This window comes from Priestia sp. P5_B4 (assembly GCF_056400385.1).
Genome location: NZ_JBFULJ010000196.1, coordinates 1 through 5,764 on the forward strand (window position 1 = coordinate 1; position 5,764 = coordinate 5,764).

At 40.4% G+C, this 5,764-nt stretch carries 6 protein-coding genes; 5 read left to right on the forward strand and 1 reads right to left on the reverse strand.

The window, feature by feature from the left end:
- Positions 1–1,035, forward strand: a 1,035-nt coding sequence (locus AC1DRF_RS15065; protein WP_477741051.1) for a DHA2 family efflux MFS transporter permease subunit, incomplete at its 5' end; no start/stop codon positions are given.
- Between the two features lie 33 nt (positions 1,036–1,068).
- On the opposite strand, the gene AC1DRF_RS15070 is transcribed toward AC1DRF_RS15065, so the two are convergent.
- Positions 1,069–1,749 carry a DUF421 domain-containing protein gene (locus AC1DRF_RS15070; protein WP_477741052.1) on the reverse strand — a complete coding sequence of 227 codons (681 nt, stop codon included), beginning with the start codon at positions 1,747–1,749 and terminating at the stop codon, positions 1,069–1,071.
- Positions 1,750–1,907: 158 nt separating this feature from the next.
- Between AC1DRF_RS15070 and AC1DRF_RS15075 the strand changes: the two genes are divergently transcribed.
- The 4 genes from AC1DRF_RS15075 to AC1DRF_RS15090 all read left to right on the forward strand — a co-directional run.
- A complete protein-coding gene (locus AC1DRF_RS15075; RefSeq protein ID WP_050690645.1) occupies positions 1,908–2,552 on the forward strand; it encodes a LytTR family DNA-binding domain-containing protein in 645 nt (214 codons plus the stop codon).
- 132 nt (positions 2,553–2,684) lie between these two features.
- On the forward strand, positions 2,685–4,199 hold the full coding sequence (locus tag AC1DRF_RS15080; RefSeq protein WP_427076367.1) for an acetyl-CoA hydrolase/transferase family protein: 1,515 nt from the start codon (positions 2,685–2,687) through the stop codon (positions 4,197–4,199).
- A 119-nt stretch (positions 4,200–4,318) separates the two neighbouring features.
- Positions 4,319–5,281 (forward strand): quinone oxidoreductase family protein, encoded by a 963-nt coding sequence (locus AC1DRF_RS15085; RefSeq protein WP_477741053.1) that lies wholly within the window; start codon positions 4,319–4,321, stop codon positions 5,279–5,281.
- A gap of 104 nt (positions 5,282–5,385) precedes the next feature.
- The coding region (locus AC1DRF_RS15090) for an SDR family NAD(P)-dependent oxidoreductase (RefSeq protein WP_477741054.1) at positions 5,386–5,764 on the forward strand (379 nt) is incomplete at its 3' end.

Here is a 5,764-nt window from a genome sequence, read left to right on the forward strand (position 1 = left end):
CCGGCAGTAGGGCCGACGCTTTCTGGTTTAATAGTTGAGCACTACTCATGGCGCGTTTTATTCTTTATGATGTTTCCAATTGCACTTATTAACGTAATTGCGGCTATTATTTTAGTGAAAAACGTGACAGAAACAAGCCGACCTAAGCTAGATGTGCTTGGCGTTATTTTGTCAACAATTGGATTTGGCGGCTTGCTTTATGCGTTCGCTACGGGCGGTACAAAGGGCTGGACCAGCACTGAAGTATTAGCCATGTTCATTGTAGGCGGTATTTCAATTCTGTTCTTTATTTTCCGTCAGTTAAAAATCGATCAGCCGCTTCTTGAATTCCGTATTTTCCGTTACCGTATGTTCACATTAACAACAATCATTAACGTGATTGTGACAATGGCAATGTTTTCAGGTATGATTTTAATGCCGATTTATATGCAAAACGTACGCGGTTTTTCACCGTTTCTTTCAGGCTTGCTGTTACTGCCAGGGGGAATTGTAATGGGGATTATGTCTCCGATTACAGGACGTCTGTTTGATAAGTTTGGCGCAAGATGGCTTGCTGTTATTGGTTTAGCGATTACCGTTGTAACAACATATGAACTAACAAAACTTGAAACAACAACAACATTTATGTATGTAATGATTGTTTATACTGTTCGTATGTTTGGTATGTCGCTGCTCATGATGCCAATCTTTACAGCAGGATTAAATGAGCTTGCGCTTAGCTTAAATAAATACGGCACAGCGATGGTTAATACGCTTCGAATGGTTGCTGGAGCTGTAGGAATGGCGTTCTTTGTATCTATTATGATGAATCAAGGTGAAAAACACGTGAAAAACATCGTCACGAATCAGCAAATTTTGCCGACAGATAAAGGCAGTATGGCTGAAGCTGTGAATCAAGGTACGGCAATGGGTATTAACGATGCGTTTATGATTGCAACGATTTTAAGTGTGATCGCGTTTGTTTTAGCCTTCTTTATTCGTAAAACATCACCAAAAGAAGATACCATTACAAATCGTGTAAAAAAAGCAAGCTAATAAAAAATCCGTGCCTTTTGGTACGGATTTTTTTTATGAGTTAAATTTGTCTTTTTTATAGTCAATGTAAAGCGATCCGTCGGACTGAACCTCAGCGTAAAAGACGTCATCAATTGAGTTGACTCCCGCTTTTTCTAGCTGTTTATGCAGCCAATTATTATCTACATGCAGGTCCTTCAAGGCATCTTCATTCGCTTTTCCATCGTAAATAACGCCTGTTGAAGTGGGGAATAAAAGCGTTTTTGACCACGAGTTCGGCTTTTTATCTTGTTTTTGCATAACGKAAAGGTTTCCGTTGATTTCTAATATGGCGTATTCTACATCTTTTATGGAAAATACATTTTGCTGCCTCAGCATGCCTAAAAGAGATTCAATATCTAGCCGGACTTGTTTTAACGCCTTTTCCATCACTTTCCCTTGCTTAATCACAATTTTAGGCTCACCGGTAATAAGATGCCGCGCTTTTTTCGATTTCATTCCAAGATAGCCCATAGCGATCGTTAAAAATGTCCAACCTAGCAGTGAATAAACTCCTTTATCAATCTCTACTCGCTCATCGGTGGAGAGAGAAGAAGCAATATTACCAATCGTAATCGCCGTAATAAACGTAAACACATTTAGCTGGCTGATTTCTGTTTTTCCCATGAGCCGCGTTAAAAGAAGCAGCACAAAAAATGAACAGGCGATTCGAAACGTCGATTCAGCATAGCCCATACATTTCACCCTTCCTTCATTTCATTGTTTTATGTTGTGAAAAAATAGAAACTTTATGCAGTTGAAAAGATAAATTCCATGCTTCTTTCCCACTAGCTTTTGCTTTTGAGCTACAATAAAGAAGCAGCGTGTTTGACTAGACAAAAGAAGGTGAAAAGATGAAACCATTTAAAGCTTCAGCATTATTAGACGTTATCAGCGAATTGTTCTCTGATGAAGCGTCGATTGCCGTGTCAGATCTAGAAACGTACGTGTATTACCGCGCAAGTAAACGAATTAATTTAAAAATCAGCCCTGGAGATCAAATTAAAAAAGGGACGATTACATATAAAGCATTAGAACGAAAGCAAAAAGTATCGGAATTTATTCACCGAGACGTGTTTGGCACGCCTTACTACGGCATGGCCGTGCCTTTTTTAGATGAAGGAGAGGTTCAAGGGTGCGTGACGGCGATTTTTCCCGCGTTAACGAGCGGAAAGTCAGTTGTGACGTTAAAGGTGAACGAGGGATGGATACCGGTTCCTTTCTCAAAAATTATCTACGTAGAAGCGCGTGACCGAAAAACATATGTGTACGCACAGAAGTATACGGGTACGCATAAATACACGTTAAATGAATTTGATTATGTGCTTCCAAAAGAAGAGTTTGTGCGCTGTCATCGTTCTTTTATCGTCAATGTGACGCAAATTCAAGAAATTTATCCTGATACACATTCAACTTTTTTATTAGTGATGAACAACGGAGAAAAAATTCCAGTCAGTCAGTCGTACGCCAGCTATTTTCGAAAACTCCTTGGGTTTTAACCGTCATTTTGCTTAATTATCATCAAATATGCTGTTTTATCGCTATTTTTGTCCATTTCATTCCAAAAACTCTTGTGTACGCTCGCTTTACAGTAAAATGGTAAAAAAGAGCAAAAACAAGGAGTGAACAGAATGGAAAACGTTTGCAGTCGAATTAAGGATGAAGCACTAAAGAATCGCGTTGTCTCTGCTGAAGAAGCAGCGTCTTGGATTCAAGATGGAATGACTCTTGGTCTAAGCGGTTTTACACGCGCGGGGGATGTCAAAGCTGTACCGTTTGCGTTAGCGAAACGAGCGGAAACAGAACCGATAAAAGTAAGCGTGTATACCGGTGCTTCACTTGGATCAGATGTGGATAAGCTATTTGCAGAAAAAGGCATGTTAAACAAGCGCCTGCCGTTTCAAGCGGACCCAACCATGCGTAAAAAAATTAATGAAGGTGAATTTCAGTTTATTGACCAGCATTTATCGCATACTTCTGAATGGGTGCGTTCAGGCGTGTTAGATTCAATAGATTTCGCTATTTTGGAAGCGGTTTCTATTACGGATGACGGAATGATGATTCCAACAACGTCAATTGGCAATTCGATGGTGTTTGCCGAGCATGCAAAATCTATTATTATTGAAATTAACACAGCGCAGCCAGAGCTGTTAGAAGGTATTCACGACCTGTATGATCCGGGCGTTCAAGGACAGCGAGATGCAATTCCTTTGAAAAAATCTGATGATCGTATTGGTTCATTAGGCATACCAATTGATTTAGATAAAGTAAAGGGTATTGTATTTACAAATCAGCTAGATTCACCGTCTACGATTGTAGCACCTGACGAAGAAACGGTTGTGATGGCTCAAAATTTGATTTCATTTTTACGTGAAGAAATTAAAGAAGGGCGATTAACTGAATCGCTTGCTCCTTTACAATCTGGAATTGGATCTGTGGCAAATGCCGTTTTCCACGGTTTGTTAGATTCAGAGTTTCATGATTTAGAAGTGTATTCAGAAGTATTGCAAGATGCTGTGTTTGATTTATTTGACGCAGGAAAAGTTACGTTTGCTTCCTGCTGCTCAATTACGCTTTCAGCGGATAAAATGGAACAAGTTTTTTCTAATTTTGAAGCCTATCGAGATAAACTTATTCTTCGTCCGCAGGAAATTTCAAACCATCCCGAAATCATTCGTCGCTTAGGACTGATTTCTATTAACACTGCCCTAGAGCTAGACATTTACGGAAACGTCAATTCCACGCATGTGATGGGAACAAAAATGATGAATGGCATCGGAGGCTCAGGAGATTTTGCCCGAAATGCGCGTCTCGGCATTTTTGTAACAAAATCCATTGCCAAAAACGGCGATATTTCAAGCATAGTGCCGTTTGTTTCGCACGTTGATCATACGGAACACGATGTGGATGTAATTGTAACAGAGCAAGGATACGCAGACTTGCGCGGACTCGCTCCAAGAGAACGAGCAAAACGAATCATTGAAAATTGTGCACACCCAATGTATCGCGACCAGCTTATGGCGTATTACGAAGAAGCGCTCACGCGAGGCGGACAAACACCGCACGTTCTTGAAAAAGCCTTTTCTTTCCATACGTCTTATCAAAAAAATGGAACGATGCGAGAAGTTGTAGAGCAAACAAAGTAAAAGAACGCTTTATCTCCTTAGGAGACAAAGCGTTTTTCCCTTGAGTCAGAAACTTGTGTTTGTTATCTCTTTGAATTACGATGAAAGGGAATACATAAAGAAAACGAGGTAACTTATATATGAAAGCATTAGTGTTTGAAAGATTTGGAGGACCTGACGTTCTGCACTATCAAGATATACCGAACCCCTCTATTGGTCCAACAGACGTATTAGTAAGAACAAAAGCAATTGGACTTAATTTTGCTGATGTGTACCGAAGAAAAGGGAACTACCACTTAACGGGTACACCTCCGTATATTTTAGGATATGAAGGAGCAGGTGTAGTAGAAGAAGTAGGAGCAGAAGTAAGTCACGTTAACGTAGGAGACCGTATTGCGTTTGCTGATGTACCTTTTGCAAATGCAGAGCTTGTTGCCGTGCCGCAAGATAAAATCATTGCCGTACCTGACGATATTTCGTTTGACGCAGCCGCTTCTGTGCTTTTACAAGGGTTAACGGCTCACTATTTAACACAAGACAGCTACAGCATTCAGCCCGGCGATTATGTACTTGTTCACGCAGCTGCTGGAGGTGTAGGTCAGCTTTTAGTTCAAATTGCCAAGCTATTAGGCGGACAAGTCATTGGCTTAACGTCATCTTCTGAAAAAGCAAAAGTAGCGGCTCAAGCAGGTGCTGACTATGTCTTTTTATACAAAGATAACTGGGTGGAACAAGTGAAAGAAGTAACGAAGCGAGGCGCAGATGTTGCCTATGAATCTGTAGGAGTTACACTAGAAAAAAGCTTTGAAGCCGTAAAAACAGGCGGAACCGTGGTATTTTACGGAATGGCAGGAGGCGATCCGGCCCCGGTCGACCCGCGTATGCTGATKGACACCTCTAAAACGCTTACAGGCGGAGACTTATGGAACGTGCTCGTATCTTATGAAGAACGTAAAGTACGTTCACAGCAGCTGTTTGAGTGGATCAGTAAAGGTCAGCTTGTGTTAACTGATCCCGTGGTGTTCGATTTAAAAGACGGAGCAAAAGCGCATGAGCTGCTTGAAAGCCGGAAAAGTACAGGGAAAATTTTGTTAAGACCGTAAAAGAAAGGCCCTTTAGTCAAGGGCTTTTTTCTGTTAGTAAAGGAGAAACTAAGGAGCTGTCTAATATATATAGTAGATAAGTAGAGTGAAAGAGGTGAAGGTAGATGAAACATGCATTGATTACAGCGGGTCATAAAGGTATTGGCAAGAAGGTAACAGAAAAGTTTTTAAAAAAGCAGTATTCCGTTACCGTCCATTTTCGGAGTGATAAAAATAAAGTGCGAGAACTGCAAGAAGAATGGCATCAATATAAAGACAACGTACAGTTTGTAGAAGGGGATATAACGAATAAAGCAGATATTGAACACGTCGTTGCGCAGGCTATGGAGCGATTTGGACGTATTGATGTTTTAATTAATAATGCAGGTCCGTATGTATTTGAAAGAAAAAAATTAATAGAATACACAGACAGTGAATGGTATGAAATGCTGGAAGGAAATTTAAGCTCCGTTTTTCATTTTGTAAAAGCGGTTGTTCCAGCTA